Source organism: Pontibacter ruber (genome assembly GCF_023630205.1).
Classification (GTDB): Bacteria; Bacteroidota; Bacteroidia; order Cytophagales; family Hymenobacteraceae; genus Pontibacter; species Pontibacter ruber.
In genome coordinates this window covers 151,361-174,283 of sequence record NZ_JALPRR010000002.1, presented here as the reverse complement: position 1 = coordinate 174,283, position 22,923 = coordinate 151,361, and the positions used below count along the sequence as shown (strand labels likewise).

At 49.8% G+C, this 22,923-nt stretch carries 22 protein-coding genes; 11 read left to right on the top strand and 11 right to left on the bottom strand.

The features are described 5' to 3' along the window. The first annotated feature begins 96 nt into the window (after window positions 1-96). The gene (locus MJ611_RS07615; protein WP_250429071.1) at window positions 97-294 is read left to right on the top strand and encodes a transmembrane 220 family protein; all 198 of its coding nucleotides are present in this window, start codon (window positions 97-99) and stop codon (window positions 292-294) included. A 218-nt stretch (window positions 295-512) separates the two neighbouring features. Here MJ611_RS07615 and MJ611_RS07610 read toward each other — a convergent pair whose 3' ends face one another. Both MJ611_RS07610 and MJ611_RS07605 read right to left on the bottom strand, forming a co-directional pair. Next, the gene (locus MJ611_RS07610; protein ID WP_250429070.1) at window positions 513-722 is read right to left on the bottom strand and encodes a heavy-metal-associated domain-containing protein; all 210 of its coding nucleotides are present in this window, start codon (window positions 720-722) and stop codon (window positions 513-515) included. A 37-nt stretch (window positions 723-759) separates the two neighbouring features. Further along, on the bottom strand, window positions 760-2,997 hold the full coding sequence (locus tag MJ611_RS07605; protein WP_250429069.1) for a heavy metal translocating P-type ATPase: 2,238 nt from the start codon (window positions 2,995-2,997) through the stop codon (window positions 760-762). A gap of 392 nt (window positions 2,998-3,389) precedes the next feature. Here MJ611_RS07605 and MJ611_RS07600 point away from each other — a divergent pair, with 392 nt between their 5' ends. The 4 genes from MJ611_RS07600 to MJ611_RS07585 all read left to right on the top strand — a co-directional run bounded on the left by MJ611_RS07600 (window position 3,390) and on the right by MJ611_RS07585 (window position 9,520). Then, entirely contained in the window at window positions 3,390-6,737 is a 3,348-nt protein-coding gene (locus tag MJ611_RS07600; protein ID WP_250429068.1) for a PAS domain S-box protein, read from the top strand. Then, entirely contained in the window at window positions 6,738-7,148 is a 411-nt protein-coding gene (locus tag MJ611_RS07595; protein ID WP_250429067.1) for a response regulator, read from the top strand. It abuts the gene before it with no gap. A 310-nt stretch (window positions 7,149-7,458) separates the two neighbouring features. Next, complete coding sequence (locus MJ611_RS07590; protein WP_250429066.1) at window positions 7,459-8,757, top strand: DEAD/DEAH box helicase; 1,299 nt, start codon at window positions 7,459-7,461, stop codon at window positions 8,755-8,757. A gap of 385 nt (window positions 8,758-9,142) precedes the next feature. Beyond that, window positions 9,143-9,520: a hypothetical protein gene (locus MJ611_RS07585; RefSeq protein ID WP_250429065.1), complete on the top strand. Its 378-nt coding sequence runs from the start codon at window positions 9,143-9,145 to the stop codon at window positions 9,518-9,520. An 84-nt stretch (window positions 9,521-9,604) separates the two neighbouring features. Here the strand turns inward: MJ611_RS07585 and MJ611_RS07580 are convergent, their stop codons facing one another. Both MJ611_RS07580 and MJ611_RS07575 read right to left on the bottom strand, forming a co-directional pair. Further along, window positions 9,605-9,976: a hypothetical protein gene (locus MJ611_RS07580; protein ID WP_250429064.1), complete on the bottom strand. Its 372-nt coding sequence runs from the start codon at window positions 9,974-9,976 to the stop codon at window positions 9,605-9,607. Window positions 9,977-10,077: 101 nt separating this feature from the next. After that, window positions 10,078-10,845, bottom strand: a complete 768-nt coding sequence (locus tag MJ611_RS07575) for a DUF547 domain-containing protein (protein ID WP_250429063.1) — start codon at window positions 10,843-10,845, stop codon at window positions 10,078-10,080. A gap of 169 nt (window positions 10,846-11,014) precedes the next feature. On the opposite strand from MJ611_RS07575, the gene MJ611_RS07570 reads away from it, so the two are divergent. Beyond that, window positions 11,015-11,248, top strand: coding sequence for a hypothetical protein (locus tag MJ611_RS07570; RefSeq protein ID WP_250429062.1), 234 nt, complete (start codon window positions 11,015-11,017; stop codon window positions 11,246-11,248). A gap of 10 nt (window positions 11,249-11,258) precedes the next feature. On the opposite strand, the gene MJ611_RS07565 is transcribed toward MJ611_RS07570, so the two are convergent. Next, complete coding sequence (locus tag MJ611_RS07565) at window positions 11,259-12,266, bottom strand: alpha/beta fold hydrolase (RefSeq protein WP_250429061.1); 1,008 nt, start codon at window positions 12,264-12,266, stop codon at window positions 11,259-11,261. Window positions 12,267-12,381: 115 nt separating this feature from the next. Beyond that, the gene (locus tag MJ611_RS07560) at window positions 12,382-13,332 is read right to left on the bottom strand and encodes a T9SS type A sorting domain-containing protein (protein ID WP_250429060.1); all 951 of its coding nucleotides are present in this window, start codon (window positions 13,330-13,332) and stop codon (window positions 12,382-12,384) included. 389 nt (window positions 13,333-13,721) lie between these two features. Here MJ611_RS07560 and MJ611_RS07555 point away from each other — a divergent pair, with 389 nt between their 5' ends. Both MJ611_RS07555 and MJ611_RS07550 read left to right on the top strand, forming a co-directional pair. Beyond that, entirely contained in the window at window positions 13,722-15,812 is a 2,091-nt protein-coding gene (locus tag MJ611_RS07555; RefSeq protein ID WP_250429059.1) for a sensor histidine kinase, read from the top strand. 66 nt (window positions 15,813-15,878) lie between these two features. Continuing rightward, the gene (locus tag MJ611_RS07550) at window positions 15,879-16,595 is read left to right on the top strand and encodes a response regulator transcription factor (protein ID WP_250429058.1); all 717 of its coding nucleotides are present in this window, start codon (window positions 15,879-15,881) and stop codon (window positions 16,593-16,595) included. Between the two features lie 108 nt (window positions 16,596-16,703). On the opposite strand, the gene MJ611_RS07545 is transcribed toward MJ611_RS07550, so the two are convergent. Continuing rightward, complete coding sequence (locus tag MJ611_RS07545) at window positions 16,704-17,381, bottom strand: porin family protein (protein WP_250429057.1); 678 nt, start codon at window positions 17,379-17,381, stop codon at window positions 16,704-16,706. 287 nt (window positions 17,382-17,668) lie between these two features. On the opposite strand from MJ611_RS07545, the gene MJ611_RS07540 reads away from it, so the two are divergent. Together MJ611_RS07540 and MJ611_RS07535 are read left to right on the top strand one after the other, a co-directional pair. Further along, the gene (locus tag MJ611_RS07540) at window positions 17,669-18,718 is read left to right on the top strand and encodes a nucleoid-associated protein (RefSeq protein ID WP_250429056.1); all 1,050 of its coding nucleotides are present in this window, start codon (window positions 17,669-17,671) and stop codon (window positions 18,716-18,718) included. A 119-nt stretch (window positions 18,719-18,837) separates the two neighbouring features. Beyond that, complete coding sequence (locus MJ611_RS07535; protein ID WP_250429055.1) at window positions 18,838-19,266, top strand: hypothetical protein; 429 nt, start codon at window positions 18,838-18,840, stop codon at window positions 19,264-19,266. Window positions 19,267-19,332: 66 nt separating this feature from the next. Here MJ611_RS07535 and MJ611_RS07530 read toward each other — a convergent pair whose 3' ends face one another. Continuing rightward, window positions 19,333-20,289, bottom strand: coding sequence for a sterol desaturase family protein (locus tag MJ611_RS07530; protein WP_250429054.1), 957 nt, complete (start codon window positions 20,287-20,289; stop codon window positions 19,333-19,335). 247 nt (window positions 20,290-20,536) lie between these two features. Here MJ611_RS07530 and MJ611_RS07525 point away from each other — a divergent pair, with 247 nt between their 5' ends. After that, on the top strand, window positions 20,537-20,728 hold the full coding sequence (locus MJ611_RS07525) for a hypothetical protein (protein WP_250429053.1): 192 nt from the start codon (window positions 20,537-20,539) through the stop codon (window positions 20,726-20,728). A gap of 76 nt (window positions 20,729-20,804) precedes the next feature. Here the strand turns inward: MJ611_RS07525 and MJ611_RS07520 are convergent, their stop codons facing one another. From MJ611_RS07520 to MJ611_RS07510, 3 genes are all read right to left on the bottom strand, one after another. Then, window positions 20,805-21,368 carry an HD domain-containing protein gene (locus tag MJ611_RS07520; protein ID WP_250429052.1) on the bottom strand — a complete coding sequence of 188 codons (564 nt, stop codon included), beginning with the start codon at window positions 21,366-21,368 and terminating at the stop codon, window positions 20,805-20,807. Window positions 21,369-21,445: 77 nt separating this feature from the next. Beyond that, the gene (locus MJ611_RS07515) at window positions 21,446-22,279 is read right to left on the bottom strand and encodes an ion channel (RefSeq protein ID WP_250429051.1); all 834 of its coding nucleotides are present in this window, start codon (window positions 22,277-22,279) and stop codon (window positions 21,446-21,448) included. A 64-nt stretch (window positions 22,280-22,343) separates the two neighbouring features. After that, window positions 22,344-22,847 carry an RlpA-like double-psi beta-barrel domain-containing protein gene (locus MJ611_RS07510; RefSeq protein WP_250429050.1) on the bottom strand — a complete coding sequence of 168 codons (504 nt, stop codon included), beginning with the start codon at window positions 22,845-22,847 and terminating at the stop codon, window positions 22,344-22,346. Between the last annotated feature and the right edge of the window lie 76 nt (window positions 22,848-22,923).

Genomic DNA, 22,923 nt, shown 5'->3' with positions numbered 1-22,923 from the left:
TGCCTTTTTTATTTGTGGCTGATTCTCAACGCATAGCCACAACCATAACTGTTTAATTAAAGTATAACTATATCTATAATAAACAATAGATATTTTATGAAACGAGTGATCGGTTTTATACTTGGCCTCTGCTTTATTGTGTTTGCCGCCCTGCAATACAATGACCCAGACGCAGCAGTTTGGGTGGCTGTTTACCTGATTGCAGCAGCGTTTTGCTTTCTGGCAGCTTATGGTAAAGCTAGTCGACCACTTTTAATTATTGCCTGCGTTGTAGCTGCCGCCGGAGCTGTGTAACAATGGCAGGCAAAGTATGAGGGGCTAACAGTAGGCAGAGGTAATATTAAAAACATTGAAGAAGCCCGGGAGTCGCTGGGCCTGGGAATAGTCAGTGCGTCAATGGCTGGCTTTGCTTTGTCTGATAAACCTTCTAAGAGGATCCATACTTTTCTTTAACAAAAAGGCAGGCTGACATCAGTCAACCTGCCCTCCTGCACACTTATATCAGATTTATTTTACAACTGCTCTGCTTTGAAGCCCGCTTTCTCTACGGTGCTTCTGATGGTTTGCGCGTCCAATGATTCGGTAGACACCTCCAGCACCTTGTTCGGATTCTCAGTATCTACTTTCCACTCTTCTACCCCTGCCAGGTTGTTCAGGTGAGGCGTTACGGCACGCACGCAGCTTCCGCAGTTGATGGTTGTTTTAAATTTATAGGTTTTCATATTTAACATAATTAATTAACTAAACACATTTTATACTTTATAGTTTGCGGCCTCTCAGGCGTAGGCTGTTGCTTACCACCGATACCGAGCTCAAAGCCATGGCGGCGCCGGCAATCATTGGATTGAGCAGGAAGCCCGTGAACGGATACAGCAGACCGGCGGCTACCGGAATACAGATCACGTTGTAAAAGAAGGCCCAGAACAGGTTCTGGCGGATCGTCTGCACGGTAGCCCGCGACAAGCGCACTGCTGTTGCTACCTGCGTCAGGTCGGAGCGCATGAGCGTGATACCGGCCACATCCATCGCCACATCCGTGCCCTGGCCCATGGCTATACTTACATCGGCGGTAGCAAGCGCCTGCGCGTCGTTTATACCGTCTCCCACCATCGCTACCGATTTGCCCTCGGCCTGCAATTGCTTCACAAAGGTAGCCTTATCCTGTGGCAGCAGTTCTGCCTGGTAGTGGTTTACCCCTACCTGACGCGCTACAGCGGCGGCGGTTTGGGCATTGTCGCCTGTCAGCATGTATACTTCCAGGCCGGCCTCCTGCATGGCTTTTATACCTTCAGCAGCAGTCGGTTTGATCGGATCGCTTACTGCGAATACCGCCAGCGCCTGCTCCGCATTGCTGAAGAAGATCACTGTTTTCGCGTCCTGCTGCAGTTGTTGGGCTGCTTCTACTAACTCGGCAGGTAGGGTTACGTTGTGCTGGCGCAGCAGCTTTTCATTTCCGGCCAGGTAGCGCTCGCCTGCAAACTCCGCCTCAATGCCTAAACCGGTCAGGCTGTTGAAGTACGCCGGCTGCACCGACTTGACACCTGCCTCGCGGTAGAACGTATAAATCGCCTGCGCAATCGGGTGTTCTGACTGCCCCTCCATGGAGAAGAACAATTGCTCCAGGTGCTCTCTGTCGGTGGCTGCCGTTACCCAAACTACGTCCGTAACAGCTGGCTTGCCGGCCGTGATGGTACCTGTTTTATCCAGGATCACGGCATTGACACGGTGTGCGTGCTCCAGGCTTTCGGCATCTTTTATCAGAATGCCGCTCTCAGCGCCACGGCCTACTCCCACCATGATGGCCGTTGGCGTAGCCAATCCCAGCGCACACGGGCAGGCAATCACCAGCACCGAGATCATCGACAGCAGCGCCTCTGTCAGGTAAGCTTGTCCGCCAAACACCAACCAAGCCACCAGGGTAAGTACCGCGATAACCAGCACCACCGGCACAAAGATACCTGCTATTTTATCGACCAGCTTCTGTACGGGCGCTTTGCTGCCCTGCGCTTCCTGCACCATTTTGATGATGTGGGCCAGCATGGTTTCGCCACCGGTTTTGCGGGCGATGAGTTGCAGGCTGCCTTTCTGGTTGATGGTACCGGCATACAGCATGTCGCCTGCCTGTTTCTGCACCGGCAAAGGCTCCCCACTCAGCATACTTTCATCCACATACGAGGCACCCAACGCTACTTCGCCGTCCACCGGCACGCGGTCGCCGGGCAATACCAGCACCCTATCGCCCACTTGTACTTCCTCAATTTTGATCTCGGCTTCGCCGTTCTCGCGCAGTACCCGCACCGTTTTCGGCTGCAGGCCCATCAGCTTTTTAATAGCAGCTGAGCTTCTGTCTTTGGCTCCTTCTTCCAGGTACTTGCCCAGCAGGATAAAGGCAATGATCACGGCCACTGCCTCATAGTACACGTGCGGCATCAGGCCCCGGCTCAGGAAAAACTCGGGGTATATAGTGTTGAACACGCTGAAGATAAAAGCGATACCTGTGCTGAGGGCCACCAGTGTATCCATATTGGCGCGCAGGTGTTTGGCCTGCAGCCAGGCACCTACAAAAAAGCGCTGTCCGGCCCACAGCAGGATCGGAGCTGTCAGGAGCAGCATGGCCCAGTTTCCCCAGCTAAAAGTATCATGGAAGAACATGCCCAGTACAAACACCGGAACAGCCAGAATGCCGGCAACGATCGTCTTCCGCTTCAGATTAGCTAAGGCAGCTGCCTGCCGCGCTTCCAGTTCTTCTTCCGTTTGCTTTTCGATCAGCAGGTCAAAGCCGATTTCCTGTACTGTTTCGCGTAGTTGTGCCGGGGTTACAAGGTCAGGCGCATAGGCCACCTGCAGCGTTTTACCGGCAAAATTCACATTGGCCTCCTGTACACCTTCCCTGGTCCGCAGCATACTTTCTATGCTCGACGCGCAGGAGGCACAGGTCATTCCTTCTACGGGGAAGGTCGCCTTCTTTTTATTCTTTATAGTCGCTGTCGTTTCCATTTTATCTTTCCTGTTTACCTGAAAGTAAATCTTATGTTACAAAGGTACAGCATCCGCAGCCCCGGGGTGTTACAGAATTACCGGAAAGAGTTACAGATTTTCCCCTATCCTGTCCGGCATGGCATCCATGCTCTTTCATAACAGGGTAAATAACACACCATCAATACTATACACAAAAAAACAAAACAACCAGTATCTGCTAGCAAGTATGGCTGAAGCAACAGTTTTCCCTTTCTGATCAGGTTCAATTTTGGTCAGACAGAGAAAACAGCAACGGAACTAAAGAAGGTATTTTTAAGATATGACTTGTTAATTGCAGAGACTATCTTTATACTTAATCCTTTCAATCTTACTATTTGCGTAATTTTATCTCTCAGGCTTAGCACCCAGGCATGATCTTTAAGAAGAAGTATAACATTGTTTCACACAATGGCAATACGGAACAGTATGTGGTTCTGGCCTTCTCCACCTTGCTGGCGGTGCTGCTGGTGGTGAGTGCTTTGTCGTTTATAGGTGCCCGCCACGTGCAGCAACAATACAATTCCCTTGTATCTGACGCCCTTACCAAGCTACAGCTTATCAGCAGTCTGCACGACAACGAGGATATGGTCGAAACGGCTGTACTGCGGCACCTTTCCACAGGCGACCCTAAGCTAAAGGCCCGATCGGAGGAACAGATACAAGCAGGGTATGCCCGCCACATCACTTACACCAACCAGCTGAGCAAATTGCTCCAAAACGACGGGCGCCGCATTATTCTGAATGAATTTATCAAAGAACGGCAGGCCTACCACGAATACGTACAGCGCCTGCTGGAACGCAGCCGCAGCAGCATGCAGCCCAAAGCAGAGCTTCTGAACAAGCACACGCTGGCGCCCGCCTCCTATACGCACCAGCGGCTGCTGCTCCAGCTTAGCGACAGTATCCGGCAGACAACCCGCGAAAACGGCGATGACGTTTTCAGCACCATTACGACTACCGTCCGCAACTATAACCTGCTTTTGGTGCTGGCAATGGTGCTTACAGTTGCATCAGGGGTGATCATTAGGCGTATCTTCATGCAATTGCGGCGTGATAACCAGGTGCTGAATGCAGAGATTAAAGAGCGGCTTAAACTGGAACTTGACCTAAGCGAAAGCCAGCGGCAGTACAAAATGCTCTTCGACAACAACCCCCTGCCCATGTGGTTGTTCGACCAGCACTCGCTTCGCTTCCTGGAAGTGAACGAGGCCGCTGAGAAGGAATATGGCTTTACCCGCGATGAATTTCTCGCTTCTTCTATACTGGAAATCTGCCCTCCTGCAGACAAAGAAAGGCTACTAAAGCGGCTCGGATCCTCCGGCAAACATGATTCGATAGGCGGGAACTGGCAGCACATGCGCAAAGACGGCAGCACCTTTACCGTCGAGACAAGATCCGAGGCGTTGCCGGAGATAGGTGAATACCATCCGCGTGTGGTGGTAACCGTGAACATCGAGGACCGGGTGCAGGCCATGCAGATGGTACAGAAAAGCGAGCAGCAGCTGCGCGAGGTCAGCTCCAGCCTTCCCGGAGCCGTTTTCCAGTTTCAGATGGATGCCAGCTACAAGTATAGCTTTCCATTTGTCAGCGAGGGTATCCGCGACCTGTACAAGGTTACGCCTGCCGAAGTATACGCAGACCCAACGGTATTGCACAAATACATCCACCCGGATGATCTGAAGATGATCCGGAAAGCAACTCAGGTTTCTTACCACAGCCTGAAACCGCTCGTTACCGAATTCAGACTGCGCCAGCCCGGCCAGCAGAAGTGGACCTGGGTGCGGGGACATGGCCTGCCTACCCTCAAGCAGGATTCCATCATTACCTGGAATGGCACCATGATCGACATTACAAGCCAGAAGGAAGCGCAGGAGCAGCTGATAAAAAGTGAGGCAAATCTACGCGCCCTCCTTAACAGCTCACCGCAGGCCATCTACCTCCTCGACAAAGACCTGAACCTGCTGCTTTACAATGCAGTAGCTGAAAACGATGTAAAAACATACTTACTGAAGCAGCTGCGCATCGGGCAAAGCATACTGGAGTACGTTGACCCATCTTTTGCAGAAACCCTGGTAGAAAACCACGCAAAGGCCATGCAGGGGAACCCGATGATATACGAAAGCGGCCACGGTGGCTATTGGTATGAGGTAGCTTACCGGCCGGTGCATGGCCCCGATAACGAGGTGCTGGCTGTTTCGCTCAGTACGCTGAACATCTCAGAGCAAAAGCAGGCCCTGGAAACCATAAAGCGCAGTGAGTCGCAACTGGCACGGGCACAGCAACTGGCACACCTGGGTAACTGGGAGTATGAAATTATTACCGATCAGCTCACCTGGTCCGACAGTGTGTATGATATCTACGGCGTGCGGAAGTATGAATTCAGGCCTACCCTCCAGAATACCCTGCTGCGCATTCCGCAGGAAGAAAGAAGTATGGTTCTGGAGTGCTACAAAAGGGCTGCCCGGGAACAGGACATCATCTCTATAGAACACCGCATTCTGATGCCGGATGGATCTGAGCGGATGGTTGTAGAAATCGGTGAGATTGAGTTTGATGAGCATGGAAAGCCGGTACGGGCTACCGGATCGGTTCAGGACATTACCAAACGCAAACAAAACGAGCGCGAAGTGCTGGAGGCAAAAAACCTGCTGCAGTCTACCCTGGAGAACATACCTGAGGTTATTTTCTCTGCCGACCAGCATTTTACCATCACCTACGTTAGCCCGCAATGTCAGGAACTTACCGGCTACTCGGAGGAGGATTTCCTGGCGGATCCTACCCTGTGGGTGCAATCTATTTACGAAGAAGACCGGCACATCCTGAAAGAGCAGGTACTTCCGGCTCTGAGAGCAGGAAAGCGGCAGCAATTCGAGCTGCGCGTAGTACATCGTAACCAGGAACAGAAATGGATCCAGTTCCGCCTCTCGCCTATGGTAAACGAAGATGGGCTTATTTACCGCATCGACGGCTCTGCTTCTGATATAACGCAGTATAAAATGGCAGAAGCCAAGCGGGCCGAACTAACCGAGCAACTGCTGAAGCAAAACCAAAACCTGCAGCAATTTGCCTATATTGTGTCGCACAACCTGCGCGCGCCCATAGCCAACATACTTGGGCTGGGCTCCATTTACGACAAAGAACGCCCCGAGGCTCCAATGAACCAGCGCGTGATCGAGAACCTGGTAAAATCAGCCCGGCTGCTGGATTCAACCATCCGCGACCTGAATGATATCCTGACCATCCGCAGTGAGTTGGGCAAAGTGCAGGAAGAAGTATGTTTTACCACCGTGCTGCACCATATCATGGAGAGCCTCTCCGGTGAAGTGGACGCCTCTACTGTATCCCTGGAGCACGATTTTGAAGACGCACCGAGCGTGGTTACCGTCCGGAGCTATGTGCACAGCATTATGCTGAACCTGGTAACGAATGCGCTTAAGTACCGGTCGCCTGACAGAAAATTACGACTACAGCTTAGAACTTATTCAGTTCCTAATTATATTTGTCTAAGCGTAAGCGACAATGGCCTTGGCATTGACCTCAACAAGGAAAAAGATAAAGTCTTCGGACTCTACAAACGATTTCACCCCAAAACCGAAGGAAAAGGATTAGGCCTGCACCTGGTTAAAACACAGGCCGAACTGCTTGGGGGCAGGGTAGAGATCGAAAGCCAGGTTAACGTAGGAACAACTTTTAGCATATATTTTAAAGAGAAAGTATAGATGAGCCCTTTACGAAAAGTCGTTCTGATTGACGACGACGAGGTGAATAATTTTGTTTGCGAGAGTATTATCAAGAATGAAAATTTTGCTGAAGAGGTAGTAAGTTTTCAGTGTGCAGAGGAGGCATTGGCTCATTTAAGAAGTGCGGCGCATAACAGCCCAGTTGTTTTTCCGGACCTGATCTTCCTCGACATCAACATGCCGGGCATGGATGGCTGGAGCTTTATAGATGAATACCGCAAATTACCCGGTGAGGTAACCAAGCGCTGCTGCCTGTTTATGCTGTCTTCAGCTGTCGACAGAAAAGACATTATCTGCGCCAAAAGCCACGAAGAAGTAAAAGACTTCTTTTCAAAACCGCTCTCGATCGAGATACTTCATTTTATCCGGGAAGAGTTCTTCGTGAACTGATCTCCTGATACATTTACAAAACAGATCGCCCTCAGCCAACACTGAGGGCGATCTGTTTTCTGGCTTTTATACTTTCCTTTACGTGGCGCGCCGCTCTAACACCTACAGTTATACTTCTCTGCAACAGTTTAAGTCTGATCTATACTCGCCACAGCTGCTGTTTAAAGCCAAATTGAATCATTAAGCAGCCGGCTCTGTTCTAATCAGACCTCCAGTAACAGAAGTTTATATCCTTTCCAAAGGCCTCTATAAATAATAAGACGGAAGCCAAATTATAAACTTACCTTTGACACTGGTTTACAAAATCCACATGACATTCAACAATCTTCAATTAATTGAGCCTATTCTGCGCGCTTTGCAGGCAGAAGGCTATACCAATCCAACACCGATACAGGCACAAGCCATTCCTTACGTGCTGCAAGGCCAGGACCTGCTGGGTTGCGCTCAAACCGGAACAGGCAAAACAGCTGCTTTCACCATACCTATACTTCAGTTGTTACAGGGCCGTAAAAGCCCTGCTTCAGGCATAAAAGCACTTATACTTACGCCAACCCGTGAACTGGCCATCCAGATCGGAGAGAGCTTTCAGGCCTATGGCAAGTATACCAACATCCGGCATACTGTAATTTTTGGTGGTGTTTCGCAGCACCCGCAAACCGATGCATTGCGCCGCGGTATCGATGTACTCATTGCGACACCGGGCCGCCTGCTCGACCTGATGGGGCAAGGCTTCATAAACCTGAAAAAGGTGGAGTTCTTTGTGTTGGACGAAGCAGACCGCATGCTGGACATGGGCTTTATCCACGACATTAAAAAAATCATTCCGCAGCTGCCACAGCAGCGCCAGTCGCTGTTCTTTTCGGCTACCATGCCTGCTGAAATTCAAAAATTGGCTGATACCATACTTAAAAACCCGGTGAAGGTAGAGGTAACGCCTGTTTCTTCTACTGCCGAGAAAGTAGAGCAGGCCGTGTTTATGGTGGAGAAAAGCGATAAGCGCCACCTGTTACGCCACCTGCTTGTAACCTCTGACATCGGGCGTGTGCTGGTATTTACCCGTACCAAGCACGGTGCCGACCGGGTTGCCAAAGACCTGAACCGTGCCGAAATACAGGCCGAGGCCATCCATGGCAATAAATCGCAGAATGCCCGCCAGCGCGCATTAAGTAACTTTAAGGCAGGCACTACCCGCGTGCTGGTTGCTACTGACATTGCTGCCCGCGGTATCGACGTGGAAGAGCTGTCGCATGTGATAAACTTTGAGCTGCCGAACGAACCGGAAACCTACGTACACCGCATTGGCCGTACAGGCCGGGCAGGTAACGTGGGCACTGCCCTCTCCTTCTGCGACCTGGACGAGCGCCCTTACCTGCGCGACATTCAGAAGCTGATCCGAAAAGAACTGGCGGTGCACACAGATCATCCTTACGTATCTACCGCTGCTGCTCCTGTAACGTTGGCGGCGGCTGCCAAACCAGCCCAGGCAAACAGTAATACTGGCAACAAACCACAAAACGGGCAGCGCAGCAAAAGCCGAAGCGGGTTCTGGCGAAACAAGAATTCAAACAGCCGCAAAGGTACTGGCCAAAAGCCAAACCCAGCTAGCTAAAAGATAATACCAATCTCTTCTTCAAAGCCCCGGTTATACTTAAATAACTGGGGCTTTGTGCTTTGTAAAAAGCACCGATGTTCAAACAATTTTATACTTATTTTATCCTAAAAAATGGGTTTAAACGCAGTATAGAACGTTTTTGAAAAAATGTATAAATTATTTTATAGAGATACTTTTATATTCTAAAACATTTATATTACATTTGCACATCTCAAAAGCATACCACCCGATTAAAGCATAATTTTTATCGGATAAGGTACAAAACCTCAAGAGATGTTAATAAGATTTGTGCGGCAGGAAGAGGATGCTTTAAAGCTTACTTTGAACTTATAATCCTTTTATAAACCTAAACCAAACAACATCAAAAAACCTTAGAACCAAGATGAAAAAACTTCTACTTTTTATCACAGTTTCTCTTTTCGTTATTATCTCTTCTGCTTCTGCTGCTTCTTTATCAAACATTTCGATTGAAATCGAAAAGAAATGTACTGAATCGACGCGTGCACTGGCGAACAAACTTCTTTTGAACGAAGCGGAATACATTCAGCTTAAAAAGTTGAACCGCGAGCGAATGCTGAAACTGGATGAAATTGCCCAAACGTTTAGCAACGATGTGATTTCCCGCGAGGCTAAAACAGAGGAAGTAGAAAAGGCTTTCACCAAGAGAATCCGTAAGTTTTTAACTCCTACTCAGATGCAGGCTTACTTCAAGTACAAACAGACTGCTAATGTGCGCTACATTGTAGCAATCACTGAGTAATACGAAGCTATACCTGGTAAAACAGGATGGCCCGGTGCAATGCACCGGGCCATCCTGTTTTATAGCCTAATAGGTGTTGTTTTCCTAGCTTCTGCTGTAGTCTGCGTCGTTCGGTTCGGTATGGTCGCTGTCCAGCGGCTGGTCCGTGCTCCGGATTCCGTTCATGCTGTCGTCCATGGCAGTATCGCTGCCTTCGTATTCAAAGCCCGGTCCCTGAGCAAACTCCTCAACGCTATCCGGGTTGTTGTCGCCGTAGCCGGTAACCTCATTGCCCCCGATGTGGAGGTTTTCCAGTTTATCTTTTTGTCCCTTTCGCTCCAGGTCGCCTCCATAGCCCACATTTCGTTTAGCCGATGGATCCGGGTAGTTTTTATTTGTTTGGCTCTGACGGTTCTTATCAAATATATTTTCCGGTTTATCCGGCGTATTCTGCTGATCTTCTTCTCTAATTGCCATAATTCTAGTACTTAGTTCGCATTGGTATACGCGCAGAAGTACCGGTAGTTGGAATCGCCTGTTTTATTTTACATAATAAAACAACCATAAAACATCTGTACTTACCTGTTAACCTGGTTCAGATCCCAGCTGTAAGTATAGTACCCTACTTTATACTTCGGGTTGATCTTGTTCTGCCGGTAACGGTTGATGTAAGCCACTATAGAGGGAGCCTCCTGCAGGAAATCCTGCTCATACCACTTAAAGATTTCCGATACCAGCACCTGCCCCTCTTTTGGCTTTACTTGTATAAACTGCGGGTCTTGCAGCGCCTGTGTTGTTTGCTTTTCGAGTTGCTGCTCCAGCGTGGCCGGGAGGTAAGGTTTGCCCAGCAAAGGAGGGCACGATTTTGCGGCGCATACCAGCGCAAAGTGGATGCGGGCGTCTTTGTATACTTCCCGCAGCTTTTTGTTTTCCAGCTCGTTGAGCGTCAGGTGCTCGCCTGCTACGTTATACTTTGTCTTGTCGAAGAAGCCGGAGACCTCCATCACGGATTTTAGGGGATAACTGTCCATCACGCCTTGTATGACCAGCACATTATAGGCATTGATGTAAAAAGCCTTCTTTTCGGATGGGGTGACCTTTCGCAGGTCGTAGGCCGCAACATGCTGCACAAGCTGTTGCAGCGCTTTCCGGTCTTTGCTGATGGCGCTGTAGTTTACCTGCCCACCCTCCACATGCTTTTGCAGGAAAGAACCGAGTAACGTATAAAAGCCCGTTACTTGTATCTCTGCTACCGGCGCACTTGCCCTGGCAATGCCCGCAGGCCGCCCTTGTAATAGTAAAAGTAATGCAACAATTTTAAGCGTAACCGCAATGCGTCTGGACATAATAGTATAATAAGTATAGCGACCGGAAAAATAGAAAAATAAAACCTGATGTGCAGGAAGCCAAAGACAAATACTGCACCGTTCTGCTATCTTTGCCACAATTTTTAATACGAAAGGCACCACTCCCCCTCTGTTTGTGTTAGAGGTAAGTATAAGAAACCAGGCGTACATGAAGCTTTCCAAAATTTACGATCCACGGGAGATGAACTCCTACCAGTTTGTGGCCGCAACCGGCCTGATCATGACGCTTGTAGCGCATCTTATACTTGCCATTATCGGCAAAACGGTCGAAAACTTCGACGCGCTTTACCTTTGCTGGCTGGTATTTTTTAGCGCCGGTACGGTTGCCAACTACAACAGCAAACCGGGCGATGACGATCACCACCACCATCACCACCACTAAGGGTCTGCTTTTATTGCTTCAGGAACTCCAACAGCGTTTTGTGAAACTGCTCCGTAGCCTCCAGGTGCGGAATATGCCCGATCTTAGGTAGCTCCAATAACTTAGCGTTGGGAATGGCTTCGGCCGTCTGTTTCCCTAGTTGCGGGTATTTTCCGTGTTCCTTTTTCGTCTGCTCGTCTTTGATGTAGCCCTTGCCCACGATTGTTCTGTCTTCCTGCCCTATTACCAATAGCACAGGCATTTTCAGTTCGCTGAACTCATACACCACCGGTTGTTCATAAATCATGGCATAAGTAAGAGCCGCTGATTTGGCTACCTGCGGGTAGTCTTTGCTTTTGAGTTGGGCTGCCGGCACGCGCACCCATTCGTCATATTCAGGTTTCCAGACAGGATAATAGGTTTTGTGGTACGCCCGGATCGAGGCTCCGGTGCGGCCTAACTCCTCCTTTTCCAGCTCTTCTATAGTTTTGTAAGGAACAAAGCGTTTGTAGTCTTCCAGCCCGATCGGATTTTCCAGCACCAGCTTCTGTACAAAGTCCGGGTACATCAGGGCAAAACGGGTGGCCAGCATACCGCCCATGGAGTGCCCCACCACAACGGCATTAGTTACTTTCAGGGTATCGAGCAGCTTTCGGGTGTTGTAGGCCAGCTGGTGAAAACTATAGTGGATGTCCGGTTTGTCTGATTTACCAAAACCGATCTGATCAGGCACCACTACCCGGTAGCCGTTCTCAGAAAGGTATTTGATGGTTTTGCCCCAGTAGGCGCCCATAAAGTTCTTGCCGTGAAACAATACCACCGTCTGCGGGCTCGGCACCTTTTTAGCAGGCGCCACGTCCATGTACGCCATCTTGTAGTTGTTTCCTTCTATCCCTACCGGGAAATGCTTTACCGGGTAAGGGTATTTATACTTGTCGAGGGTGGCATTGTAGGTAGTTTGCTGTTGCTGCGCCAGTGCAGTTATACTTAGCAGGGCGCAGTAACTTAAAAAGAGAAGTATAAATTTTGATGCTTTCATAGGTAACGCTTTTAAACTAGCTCTTTTTACTGGCTCATGGCTTTTATAGTTGGGAGATAAAAAAAGGAGCCCATGACCGACGGCACAGGCTCCTGAAAAACAACACAACTCAAGCTTACTGAACCACTATCTTTTTGGTATGATAACGTTTGCCCTGCGCCACCTGCAGGTAATATATGCCGGGACCAAACGGCCCGAGATCAATTTCGCGGTTATACTCTCCGGACAACTTTTCTACTGTATCCACAAACACCTCGTTTCCTTTGCTATCCATGATCCGGACGACAGTAGTAGCTTTTTTATCAAGGGCAAAGTTGAGTGTAAACCGGCCGTTGTTAGGGTTAGGGTAAAAGCTGATCTCCTCTACCTTCAGTTCTTCTTTAGGTTTGACTTCAACCGGGGCTCCGGCATCTTTAAGTGCTTGCTTATCCGCTGCGGTAATGTTCTGCACGTTCATCTTCCTCACAACAATGACCGCCCTATTACGGCCACTTTTGTTCTTTGGCATTATCCGGGTTAGTTCCTCTTCTTTGCCATTCTCATCAATCCGGTATACTTTCTTCTCCCCTGTTTTCGCATCCGTGATCACTTTAAGGCGGTTTTCAAGGCCTCTTGCCAGCGCCGAATCCACCTTACCGTTTAGCCTTTCTATGATAATGCGCGGTGCATCGGAAGCGTGGCGTCGACGTATTTCTCCCGCTCTGCTTCGAACAGAATCTGCGAAATGAAGCCTATCCGGTTCAATTTTCCTGAAGTGCACTGTATCGCCATCCTGCAGAGTTTCGAGTTTATCCAGCATGCGGAGTTCATTTTCCTGTAGCCTTCTGAAGACAGCAGTGTCTAACTCCAGGTCTTTCAGCGTGGCGCGTAATTCCTGCAGGTCCGGAACGGTCAGCACCGTGTCTGTCACCACGTTTTTACCGTCTGCCTCCCAGATAATCTTAACGCGCATTTGCTTTGGCTCCTTTGTTTTATCCTGAGCCTGCACGTTAAAGTATGACAATAAGGTAAGCAGCAGCGACAAAGCCAGCATGGCAATTAAGCGGAATACAGAAGGTATGCTCATAGTTTTACAGGTTTTGGATCTCGCTGTTAAGTATCGTTTCAGGTATACAACTATGAGCTATTTCTCCTTTAGCCTGCGGCACCAGGTATTAGCTAGCGCCGCAGAGGTCCTTTCCAGGAGGCTTTTTCATAGTTTTATAAGAGCAGGTATAGCCCGTCAGCTACATTACAAATGTACGGTCCAACTAAATCGGCTTTAGTTAAAGGGAGGTTAAAGAGTGTTAAAGGAAAGTTAAAGTATAACTTCGCCCTGGCACTTATACAATTGATTAACAGTATACTAAATCAGATATCAAAGTACAGAGGCAACCGAGCTCACTGTTCCGTTAAAATCCGTTAAAGAAAAGTTAAATAAATGCATATCAGTTTGCAATGATGTAAATTTGTTTTGTGAGCAAACGAACAATCATAGGAGTAATCGTGCTGATGAGCATCTCGCTGCTGGGCGTAGTTGGCCTGCAGTGGTACTGGATTACGGATGCCATAAAGGTAAAACAGGAGCAGTTTGACCGCAGCGTGCACGAGGCATTGGCCAAAGTAGTTGAAAAGCTGGAAACGCAGGAAGCCGTTTCGGTGGTAACAGACCAGATTGCAACCCTGAGCGAACCGCCGGCTCTTCCGGAACTACAGCCTGTAACGCCATATCCGGAAGCTGGTCCTGCGGTGGCAGCAAGCATACCTGAAACATCCTATACTTCCTCGCCCCGGCAAGCGGATCAAAACAATGTACGGGCGCAGGAGTCTGGCCGTGCAAAACAACCCACCTGGCCGGCACAACAGGCAAAAGCACGGTTAGGTTACAGGAAAGATGATCTCCTCATCCGACTTTCTCCTTACGACTCTATAATAATACACAACGGAGGCCAGCAGTTTTCACAGACTTTCTGGAACACCGTTACCTCGCAGGTAGACCGGGCATCGTTCCATAGTTTCAGTTCCGTTACCCGCTTCGATACACTGTGGCTATCTGCGCAGCAACAAGATGCATTGCGCTACGCCGAGCGCATGCAGGACAGCATGTTATACCTGATGCGGCAACAGGTAATGCCCATGCGGTTCCCGATCGAAGAGCTTCAGCTACTGGCCATGCACCTGGATAGTCTGCGGCGCATGAGTCGCCCGGCTGTTGTACTACGTCCTGCCAACTTGCATGTCAGCGCAATACGCCCGGATAGCGTTTTCTTTTATGATCACAGGAGAGCGGCGCAGTACAGAACAGAACCCATGGGGAATACTCCGATGCAGGAAATGATGCTGCAGAACGAGCCTCAGGAAAGACCTGTCCGAAAAGCAAAGCCTGTAAAAAAGCAGCAGCCTGCCATTTCCGCAGTCGCACCTGAACAGGCACAGCAAAGGCCAGATAAGCTGGAAGTTAAAAAAGAGAAGCTCAACGACGTGGTGGAGAAAATGGTGGTGGAATACGTCGCCAAAGACGTGCCGCTGCAAAAGCGCCTCGACCTGGGCAACCTGAAGCCACTGCTGCAGGCAGAGCTAGCCGATAAAGGCATCTGTACTGATTTCGGTTACTGGGTAGTATCTGGCAAGAGCGATACCGTGGCATCCTACGACGTGGTGCAGGCCGGCCTGGTGCCTTTCTCCAATTACAAAGTGAGCCTCTTCCCGAACGATATTTTCGAAAAGCCCGATTACCTGGCCGTATACTTCCCCAACAGCCAGGCCTATGCCATACAGTCGCTGTGGTTTATGCTGCTTTGTTCTGCGCTCTTCACCCTGGTTATCGTGGCTACGTTCGGCACTACCATCCACATCATCTTCAAGCAGAAGAAGCTGTCGGATATGAAGAACGACTTCATCAACAACATGACGCACGAGTTCAAAACGCCGATTGCTACCATTTCGCTGGCCACCGACTCCATCTCAAACCCGAAAGTATACGAACGCCCGGAGAAGATCCGCTACTATACCAACATCATTAAAGAAGAAAACAAGCGCATGAACGCGCAGGTAGAGAGCGTACTGCAGATTGCGCTGCTGGAGAAGAATGAGTTTAAGATGACCCTCCAGCCGGTGGATGTACATGCGCTGGCACTACGGGCTGTGGAAAGTATACGCCTGCAGGTGGAGCAGCGCAATGGGCAGATTACTGCCAATTTGCTGGCTACAGAGCACGAGCTGCAGGCCGATGAGGTACACCTCTTCAATGTAATCTGCAACCTGCTTGATAACGCCAACAAGTACTCCCCTGCCAGCCCCGACATCACCCTTACCACGTACAGTACCGAAACAGGGTTGGTGTTATCGGTGGAAGACAAAGGCCTGGGCATGAGCCGGGAGGCACAGCAACGCGTTTTCGAGAAGTTTTACCGCGTGCCAACCGGCAATGTGCATAACGTGAAAGGCTTTGGTCTGGGTCTGAGCTACGTCAAAGCGATCGTACAGGCACACCATGGCAACATCCGTCTGAAAAGTGAATTGGGCAAAGGCAGCCGTTTTGAGGTGTTTCTACCTTTTGCTTCGTAAAGCACGCTTGCCCATCTTCTAAAAGTATAAACTTTGTCAATACCTGTAAGACAATAATTTTTTACCATGGCAGATACTGCAATACACATCCTGTTGGCTGAAGACGATCCGAACTTTGGCATTGTGCTGAAGGATTACCTGGAAATGCACGACTACGAGGTAACACTCTGCAAAGATGGTAACCAGGGCAGCACCGCATTCCGGAAAGGCAAGTATGACCTGTGCATACTGGATGTGATGATGCCGGAGAAAGACGGTTTTACGCTTGCCCGCGAGATCAAGAAACTCGACACTAATGTTCCGATCATTTTCCTGACAGCCAAAACGCTGAAGGAAGATATGCTGGAGGGTTTTAAGATCGGGGCCGATGATTACATCACCAAACCCTTCGATTCGGAAGTGCTGCTTTACAAGATAAAGGCGGTGCTGAACCGCAAAGGAGGTGTTACACCCGAAAAAGCGGAGCCAACCGAGTATACCATCGGCAGCTACGTGCTGCAACCAAAGCTGCGCCTGCTGCACCACCAGGGGCACGAGCAGAAGCTGTCGCCTAAAGAGGCCGACCTGCTGCTGATGCTATGCCAGCACCTGAACGATGTGCTGCCCCGCGAAATAGCCCTGCAACGCATCTGGCGCGAAGATACCTACTTCACAGCCCGTAGCATGGATGTATACATTGCCAAGCTGCGCAAGTACCTGAAAGAAGACCCTACAGTCGAGATCATCAACATACACGGGCAGGGCTACCGGCTGTGCGTGCACGATCATGCAGTGCTTCAGTAAGTATAAACAGGCACCCATGCTCCCGTCCCTGTACGACATGAAAAAAGCCCCTGAAACAGGGGCTTTTTTATCTTACCTAAACACTAAACATAAACTAATAAACTCTTCTTAGAAAGTAAAACCGACAGAGGCTTTGATCACCCGGTTGTACGTTTCGAAATTTCCTTTGTCGTCGATGGTCTCCAGGCCATAGTCGTAGCCGGCCCCGATGTTAAAACCATTGGCAAACCTGTAACCAAGGCCACCTGTTACTGCAAAGTCAAATTCCCGGATACCATCTTTCATGTCCCACTCCCGGTTCAGGGCATTAAAGCCCAGTGCACCGGCCTGTGCCTGTACCTTGTTGGAAAGCAGGTAAGACACCTGCGGACCAGCATATATATGGAACCCCTCGCCTACGTAAAGTTTCGCAACTACCGGCAGGTCAAGGTATTCTGCTTTGTTGGTAATGGTAGCTGTGGCATTCAGGAATTCAGTCTCCTTAAAAGGCAGCTTACCGGTTAGCTGGGTACCTTTCTGAGAGTATTGCAGACCAGGCTCTATCTCAAACCCCGGACCTACAGGTATGGCGATGTAACCACCAACATGGAAGCCTTCTCGCATTTTTCTGCTCACCGAGCCATCCGATAATTCGATCAGATCCTGTGCGCTGTTCACTGTTTCGCCCTGCCACTCTGCAAGGTTAACGCCCGCCTTCACTCCAAAGCGCACGGGCTGCTGTTGTGCATTTACTTTGGTGGCTATAAAGCCGAGCACCACAGCTATGAGTAAAAAAATCCTCTTCATGATCTTCTAAATTTTAATTCCCTGTAAAAATTAATAAGCTGCGCTGCTCAGAATCTCCGAATGGAAAAACTGTGCCAGAAAAGAATGTTTGGCATTAAAAAATGCATCAACCACATACAAACCATTGATTTACAATAAAATAAAATTTAACACTCCTGTTATACCCCTGCAATAAAAGTCTTCTACCTGCTGGGATTTTATGAAACTGTACTTTGGAGGGGCCGCTCGTACGCGTACCTTTGCAGCCCTAAAGGCCGCATCCGCGGCTGGTAAAAGAGAACAGCAGTATGAGTGAGAAGACACAGGTGCGCCTTAATAAACTGGCGGTACACCGGGTAGGCAACAAGGCCAAAGAGGAAGGCGTGGTAATAGCAAAAGAGCTGGTGGACCTGCGCGACGAAGAGTTGCACGACCTGCTGCGCAATTATTTCCTCTCCCCTTTCAAGCAGGAAGAGTTCTTTCGTTTTACCCATACTTCCGACCTGACCCTGAACGAGTTGTTTGCTTACGCCACGCTCATGTTTAACGAGCCGGAAAAGTATTACGCGTACACGGTGCACATCCTCAACCACCTCTACGAGCAGTCGGACCACCCGAAGGTGAAGAGCGGCGAACTGTACGTGGCGTATTTTTCAGGATGTCTGATGGAGGAGGAATACGTAGATGCGATCGGTATCTTTAAGTCAGAAAACAAGGACACCTTCCTTACTTTCCAGGACAGCGATAATGACCTGAGTGTAGACTACCACGCCGGCGTTAACCTGAAGAGCGTGGACAAAGGCTGCATCATCTTTAACACCGAAGTAGAAGATGGTTACCGCGTAAAGCTGGTTGACGCCAACAGCACCGACGCCCTGTTCTGGAAAGAGGATTTCCTGAATGTAACTGAGCTGAAGGACACCAACTTTAATACCAAGACAGCTTTGAACCTGTGCAAGGATTTCTCGGAAGAGGTGTTTGCCAAAACCGAAAGCAAAAAGGCGCAGGTCGATTTCATCAGCCGCTCGGTAGATTATTTTTCCAAAAGCGAAATGTTTGACCTGGAAGAATTCACTAGCAGCGTGATCGATGAGCCGGAAACAGCCGAGCGTTTTAAAAGCTACACCCAGGCATTTGCCGAAGAACGCGACATCGAGGGTTTTACCGATTTTGCCATCAACAAGAACACGGTGCGCAACATGAAGCGCAAGTTCCGTAACTTTATCAAGCTGGATACGCAGATCGAGATCAAGTTCAGCGGCTATAACCCGGAGCAGAGCGAGCAGTACGTAGAACGCGGATTTGACCAGGAACGCGGCATGCACTTCTACAAAGTATACTTCCACTCGGAGTCCTGACGTTGTACCGCTTGCACCGGCTCAGAAACTATAGCCGCACAGGCTTTGTTGAAAAACATGCAGGTAATAGTTTAATCGGAACAGTTTTTGCACCTATAACCCGAAACATGAATAGCTATATGAAAAGAATCACGCTCGCCCTGATTTTTGCATTTGTTGCCACCGCCACTTTTGCGCAGAATGCTGCGAAGAAGCAGACGCCGCAAACAACGCAGAGTGCCCCTAAAACCCTGGAGCAGCGCGCCGACGAAATGACGGCCGGTATGGTAAAGCACCTGCGCCTTACACCGGATCAGGCCAAAAAGCTGAAAGAGATTAACCTATACAGCATGCGCAGCGCTGAAAAGGCCCGCGAGAAGTATAAATCAGACCCGAGACAGGCTGCCCAGCAGATGGATGTCATCAGCCAGACAAGGTTATCCCGGATCAAGGACATCCTGACGCCGCAGCAGTTTGCACAATACCAGCAGCGACGCGAAGAGAAAATGGGTGTGCCGCGTGAAGCCCAGACTAACCCGGCCAACCGACAACCAGACCAAAGCTATTAAGTATAACCCGGATAGTATAAAAACAGAAAGCATGGCGTTCGGCCATGCTTTCTGTTTTTATACTGCTTAAACAACTCCTGTAGCAGGGGCAACAGAGGCGTTTTCTGTAGTTGCTTGCTCTTCTGCTTCATCCTGTTCCTGCTGCGTGGCAACCTTTCGCTGGTACTCGGTCACGATAGCGCCGGGGGGCTTAAAAAGCACCTGGTATGCTTCCTTTACAGACCTTACATGCCGCAGGTCCTGCCAGATGGCCACCCACTCGTGAAAAACCAGGTAAAAAGGATTGTAGGACGTAACCGGCGTGGTCAGGCCGTAAACCGGCTTCTCCTCCTCCTGCTGAAAGGTACCAAACATACGATCCCAGATAATAAGGGAGGAACCATAGTTCTTATCAATATACTTGGCATTGGAGCCGTGGTGCACCCGGTGGTGCGAGGGCGTCACAAAAACATACTCTACGGGTGTCGGCAACCTGCCGATGAGTTCGGTATGTACCCAGAACTGGTAGAGCACCGCTACCTGGTGGCAGACAAAAAAAGTGAACGGATCAATACCCAGTAAAGGCACCGGAAAAAAGAACACAAACTTGATGTGGTTGGTCCAGCCGGTACGGAAGGACACGGCAAAATTCATTTTAGTAGAGGAGTGGTGCGTTACATGCGTGGCCCACCAGAAGCGCTGCTCGTGCGCCAGCCGGTGCGCCCAGTAGCGGCAAAAATCAATAACCACGAAGCATACAACAAATCCCCACCAGGACCGTGGAATTGCCCAGGGCACCATATTATACACTACCAGGGCAATGGAGAACAGCGATACCTTCAACAATGCTCCCAGCGCCGCACTTCCACCGCCAATAGCCAGGGCAGCCAGAAAATCCTTGCCTTCGTAGTAATCTCTTTTCTTATAAACGCCCACCAGCCACTCCAGCAGCACCGAGGCTACTATGATCGGAGTAGCATAGTGCAGGATGGTCAGGTTATCGAGCTGTTGTAGTTGTTCAAGCGTAAAAGTCTCTTTCGTCATACTCTGTCCCGTTTGCTGCATGCGTATTGTTATGAACGAAGGGATCGGAACAGAGTTAAAAAACAGAGAGCAATAGAAGCCGTAATTCAACTACTGCAAAAGCAGAAATCATACTTTCGGAAGTACAGCAGAGCCCAGTCCTGGCAAATGTTCCGCCAGCAATATTGCTTAAACTGAGCGCTCAAAGGCAGAACTGCTTCCGGAGAACCTACTTCTTTGTACCTTTGAACGTTAACGATCAACTCAAATGCGCATCACCAAAAAAGTAAAAGCAATCCTCCCTGTGGAAGCCTCACGGTTTGTGGCCCTCGATATTTTTGTAAAAGCAGCTGAAAAAGAAAAGTGGAGCGAGCAGGAAATACAGTATGTGATAAATGAAGTGGTAGAAGCAGAAAATGATGCCGAAGGAATCGAGGTCCTGCAGCATTACACTGCCTGAACTTAAAAAAGCAGCAGCTGCAGCACAGCATACTTTATGTCTGTACTGCAACTGCCTCAGTTTATACTTTCTTACTTTATACTTGCGAGCTGGCCTGCGGCTGTAGCTGCAGTTCGTCCTGGTGTTGCTGGAGCACCTGTATGATAAAGTCGATGTGTTCTTTCATGTCTACGCCGAACTGCTCTGCTCCTATCCTCACCTCGTCGCGGTCTACGGATGCGGCAAAGCTTTTCTGGCCCAGTTTCTTGATCACTGATTTTGCTTCCAGCCCCTCCAGTCGCTGCGGACGTACCTGTGCGCAGGCAACTATAAAGCCGGTTATTTCATCGCAGGCCAGCAACCCTTTATCCAGGGTAGTGTCGTAAGAAACACCCCATTTGGTATAGTGAGCCGATATGGCATGGGCTATTTTTTCATCGCCACGCTCGCGCAGCAGGTTTACGATCACGTTCGGGTGCTGGTCGGGGTAGGCCTGGTAATCGGCATCGTGCAGCAGGCCGGTAACGCCCCATTCTTCTTCGTTTTCGCCCAGCTTATTAGCATAGGCCCGCATTACCAGCTCCACGGTGCGGGCGTGGCGCAGCAGGCTTTCGCTGCTTGTCATTTCCTGAAGTATAGTCAGTGCTTCTTCTCTGGTCATTCGCTTTGGTATTGGTTTGCCTACTAAAATAGGCATTTTGCACAGAACGCAAAAACCGCCGGCTCAGGCAACGTTATTTATACTTCCGGATCAGGGCTGTCGCCGTTTGCATTCCTGTCCTGCAGCAGTTGCCGTACTTCAGCGCGGAGCAGCTGTATTTCCTGCTGCAAGGCTTTTACCTGGCGGGCACCGGCTACCTCTGCATCCGTTGCCTCAGCATCACGGTCGATAAAGAACGTGGCAAGCGTAGCCGTAAAGTAGCCGAATACGGCAAATCCATACAGGGCCAGCACAAAGCACAAGAACCTGCCCTCAGCCGTTTCCGGAAAATAGTCGCTGCCGATCGAGGTAAGCATCATAGCCGTCCACCACAGGGCCTCGCCGTAGGTGTTCAGGCCGCTATTATTCTCAAAGGCATACATGCCGGCAGCTCCGGTTACCAGCACCACCAGCGTTAAGCTCAGTACGTAGCCAAAAGCACGTCGTTGCATGGCCACACCCAAACTCCGCATGCCTCTGTTCAGCGAGCCCAGTACCTTTACCAGCCGTAACCCTCTGGCTGCGCGCAGCGTGCCAAGTATGCGGAAGAGCCTGGCCAGCCGCAGCACACGCAAAGCAGGCACCAGCAGCGAGATGGTGGTGAGCACATTGCGCCGCATAAACTCCGATTTATGCGGCGCAAGTGTGAATTTCACCAGGAAATCAAGTATAAACAGGACCCAGATAATGGTACTGAACAGCTGCAGCATGGGCGTGAGTCCCCGGATCAATTCGATCAGCAGCAGCACCAGCCATACAAAGCCCAGCACCACCATCGGGCCTTCCAGGGTATCCTGCAGGCGGTTCAGGAGCTCATACCGCTCACTTTCCAGTTGCTCTTTTTCTGCGTTTAGTTCATCCTCCTCGGGCATACCTCAGGCGTTTGCAGCTTTGGTACGCAACCCGGTCCGATTCGTTCACGCGGAAAGATGCAGGTCAATCTAATCTGGCGATCTGTACGTCGTTCCAGAAGCCCATTACCTTCTCGTGGCGCCCTACCAGAATGTCGATCTGGTTACGGATGCGGCGGTTCATGGTATCACGGACAATGTAAAGCCCGTCCAGGTCATCTGAAATACCGGAGACCCAGAGCGAATCGCCAAACTCCAGGTCTCCGCCCCAACGGGTATGCAGGTCTCGGGAGATAGCGATCCAACGGTGTTTACCAGGGCTTTTAGGATTGATGCGTGAGCCATCGGCAGTAATAAAAGGGGTGGAATCTGTCTGGCCGGGCTCGGGGAAGTATACGGAAGCGGAAACGGTAAAAGTCTCGGGAAGAGGGTCAATTTCGGGTGTGTAGGTCTTAGGTGTCGGAGGCCAGTCGAGCGGCTTGGCCTTTACATTCTCGGGCTCTGAAATATCCTTTCCGAAGAGGGAGAATTCTTCTCCGAGCGCTACAAAAATGGAGAATACTGCTGCTAGTAATTTTACCCTAAACATAAGCGATCCATTTCGTTGAACATCATTTTAAAAACAATAAACCGCTTAAACGATGGACTTACAGAATGGTTTTGCG